Annotated in this window: 1 protein-coding gene and 1 pseudogene; both read right to left on the reverse strand. The window is 68.6% G+C overall.

The window, feature by feature from the left end:
* Positions 1-60 precede the first annotated feature (60 nt).
* Positions 61-636 (reverse strand): translation initiation factor IF-3, encoded by a 576-nt coding sequence (gene infC / locus E4O86_RS22995; protein ID WP_161142856.1) that lies wholly within the window; start codon positions 634-636, stop codon positions 61-63.
* A gap of 129 nt (positions 637-765) precedes the next feature.
* Positions 766-981, reverse strand: a pseudogene (locus E4O86_RS23000) (glycosyl transferase); the annotation flags it as partial.

The following is a 981-nucleotide window of genomic DNA, read 5'->3' on the forward strand; positions in this document are numbered from 1 at the left end:
CGGCGCCACCAGGGCGCCCGCGGGAATGGCCGGGCGGTTCCGTCCGCCCCGGCCGGGCCCTCAGGCCTGGGCGGCGGGCCGGGCGGCGGGCACCCTCTGCGGCGCCGGCGCCAGCACCATCACCATCTGGCGGCCTTCGAGCTTCGGCTCGAACTCGACCTTCGAGGCCTCGTTCAGCTCGTCGCGGACGCGGACGAGCAGATCGAACCCCAGTTCCTGGTGGGCGAGCTCGCGGCCGCGGAAGCGGAGCGTCACCTTGACCTTGTCGCCCTCTTCCAGGAAGCGGCGGGCGGAGCGCATCTTCACCTCGTAATCGTGGGTGTCGATGTTCGGCCGCATCTTGATCTCTTTGACCTCGACGGTCTTCTGCCGCTTGCGCGCCTCAGCCGCCTTCTTCTGCGACTGGAACTTGAACTTGCCGTAATCGAGGATCTTCACGACCGGCGGGCGCGAATTCGGTGCGATCTCGACCAGGTCGAGACCGGCTTCCTCGGCCAGCTGGCGCGCCTCGTCGATCGGAACGATGCCGCGATTCTGGCCTTCCTGGTCGACGAGCTGGACCTGCGGGATCCGGATCTCGTCATTGACGCGGGGCCCCTCCTTTACGGGCGGGGGTGCACGATAGGGTCGGCGAATGGGTAGATCTCCTCTTGTAGTTTCGCATGCGGGATATGGGTGTCCGGGGCGCTCGAAACCACCGGCACCCAACAAGAATCCGGTCCTTTGGTTCCGAAGTCAACCTGTGTTGCCTTGGTTCGCGCCCGTCTAGCGGGAATCGTGATCGGCCGGCGCCAGGATCTCGTCATAGACGGCGAGCGTCGCCGCCACCATCCTCTCCACGGAAAAGGCCTGCGCATGGGCGCGGGCGCGGGCGGAAAGCGCGATCTTCTCCTGCGGCGCGAGCGCGAGCGCGGCGCCGACCGCTTCGGCGAGCGCGGCCGGATCGCCGGGCGGCACGTGCCAGCCGGTGCGGCGCCCGGG

It is taken from the genome of Propylenella binzhouense (assembly GCF_009866965.1).
GTDB lineage: Bacteria > Pseudomonadota > Alphaproteobacteria > Rhizobiales > Afifellaceae > Propylenella > Propylenella binzhouense.